1 pseudogene is annotated in these 2865 nt (G+C 40.1%); it reads right to left on the bottom strand.

Annotation, left to right across the window (positions count from 1 at the left end):
• Positions 1 to 2865: pseudogene (locus HMPREF3182_RS03165) on the bottom strand (hypothetical protein); the annotation flags it as partial.

The raw sequence follows: 2865 nt of genomic DNA, 5'->3' as shown, positions 1-2865 counted from the left end.
TACCATCTTTGCCATCTACGGCTACGGAGTTGCCATCTTTACCAGTAACAGTGAATTTACCATCCTTGCCATCATCTTGGCCATCGCTATTTTTATGACCTAATGTAATGTCATCTTTCAATGCCACTTTGAAAGGATCGCCTTCCTTACCAGAACCGGATACAGCAATATTATCACTACCTTCAAGTCTCGTACGATTTTTTTCTATTTCGTCTTTCAACTGTTTAACATTTACTGCATCTGTATCATTAACACCAGTGGCTACGCCAGTAATAGTCTTGCCACCATTATTAAGACCATCTTTCGTTAAGGAAATCACATCTTGTCCTGCGTGAGTAATCGTCATGCCTTCTTTGTTAATAACAGTCTTATTGCCATCTTTATCGGCTACTGTTATATCTTTAGCTGTCGATACGTTTGTATTCTTATCTTTATCTTCTGTTGTCACGCTGGTAGCACTCACTGTAGTCTGATTGCCATCCTTATCCTTTGTGATAACGCCAGTTGCGGTAGTAGATGTTTCATGTTCATCCTTATCTTTTACAACTGTACCTGTTGCAGTTAGGCTTGTTTCATTCTTATCTTTATCTTTTGCAACCACACCGGATGCCGTAGTATTTGTCACATGTCCGGCAGCATCCGTATTAGTCATGCCGGTAGCTGTTGTCGCAGTAATATTACCCTTATCATCTTTTGTAGTAACACCGGCACCGGTCATATTGGTCGTATTGCCTTGATCGTCCTTCGTTTCTACACTTGTCAAGTCTTTCAAGTCTTTTGCCAATTTAACTGACATCTTGCCATTTGCTGCATCGGTTACTACGCCGATATTCTTATCAGATAATTTTGTTGTATCTGCACCACCTTCAATTGTGAGGGTTTCATTCAATTTACGGTTGACTACATCACCACTGTCACCCTTGAATTTCAAGCCGTCATTCATGGTAGCTAATTCATTGACTTTATCGCCTTCTTTGACAACAACGCGGGTTGTACCGTTCGTGCCATCTATGCCGACGTTACCTTCTTGCGTGCCTATGGTGACTTTATTTTTACCGTCTTTACCGTTCATATCGATAGTGCCGTCTTTACCATTTAATACAACAGCACTGCCATCAGCACCTTTTGCACCGACCGTACCGGCGTCTGCATTCATTTCAAACGCATTGCCGCTCTTACCATCGCCGCGAACACTACCATCTTTACCATTCAAGGCTATCTGATTTTTCTTGCCCTTATCATCAGTAGCACTCGCTAATGTCAACTGACCATCTTTGCCATCTACGGCTACGGAGTTGCCGGCTTTACCGGTAACAGTGAACTTCCCGTCCTTGCCATCATCTTGACCAGCACTATTTGTATGACCTAAGGTGATGTCATCTTTCATAGCATAGGTAATTTCTTTGCCGTTTCGTGTAATTTCAAGTCCGTTACCTGCTAAGAATCCAAAGGCTTCTTTTTCATCTTTTCCAAGGGCAATGTTAAAGGTATTTTCATTGGTTTTTTCTTTGATATACACATCAAAACCGGCATTGCTCTTCTTGAATTTTTCATCCACTGCATTTTCTACATCTTGAATTTGTCCTTGTGTAGCTGCCTTAGATACATCGAAATCAGTACCTCTTTGTTCCTTAGCCGGCCATGTTACATTGGAAAGTCCCGTAATGAAATTATTTTTTCCATCCTTCAAGAATGTCATAGTCGTCAAATCTTTAATCGTACGTCCAACACCGTCAATCGTCATCGGATTGGTCTTATCCTGACTATTAAAGGTAATACTTTCCATGTCAGAAAGTTTCTTAGCTAAACGAATCTTCATCTTCGCATTCTTACCATTTTGATCGTCTACGATGGATTCAACGCCAATGTTGTTGTCAGTTAAGTTCTTAACTACATCGCCTTCTTTTTCAGCTACAACACCACCAACAATATTGATTTGGTTGTTTAATTTTACACCTACCGTAGTGCCGCTATCACCCATGAATTTCAAGCCATCATCCATCGTAGCCAATGCATGAGGAATATTTCCTTCTTTCATCAAAAGACGTGTGGAACTACCTTGACCATCAACCCCAACTTGTCCTTTTTCTGTTGTCAAATCGATAGCTTTATCACTGCCGGCACCTTTGATTTGTACAAATCCTTCACCATGTAAAGTGACTCCATTGTTTTCTTTACCGATAACTCCCATAGTACCATCATGGCTCTTAAGGAATACTTCATTCTTCTTACCATTTTCATCGGTTGTTTCAATGATAACTTCACCATTTTTTCCATCCATAGTCATCTTTTCACCAGTAGTACCATGGATAGTGATCTTACCATTTACACCAGGCTTATCGGCAGTCTTTGCTTCACCCAATTCAATTTCATCATTTAACCGATAGGATACTTTCTTGGATGCCTTATCAAGTGAAGCTGACAAGTTCTTACCGGCATCAAATTTAACTGTTTCTTTCTTATCTTGTCCAAGTGCTACATTAGCTCGATTAGCTTCTGTATCTTCACCGACTAAAATATCAAAACCTTGGTTGGTCTTGTACAATTGACTACCGTTGACAGCTTCTTTACTGTTTTCAGACACATCACCAGCTTTTACATTCTTGATAACTGTACCATCGTTACCACCTTCTAAGGTAATGCTACTTGTATCTACGGTACCATCTTGTTTTTTATCATACTTCACAGCATTATCCAAAACTTCTTTTAATTGGCCTTGGCTCGCTGCTTGATCCGCCTTCATGGTGGTCATATCTTTTGGCAATGTAGTATTGGAAAGTCCAGTAATTACTTTATCGGTACCATCTACTACGATGCTATCCTTGTTATCTGGTGTTTTGAAAGTCATCTTCGTAATGTTATTGA

The organism is Megasphaera hutchinsoni (assembly GCF_001553405.1).
In the GTDB taxonomy this organism is placed as follows: Bacteria; Bacillota; Negativicutes; order Veillonellales; family Megasphaeraceae; genus Megasphaera; species Megasphaera hutchinsoni.
The sequence above is the reverse complement of the archived record's forward strand: the minus strand, read 5'-3'. Positions and strand labels throughout refer to the sequence as shown.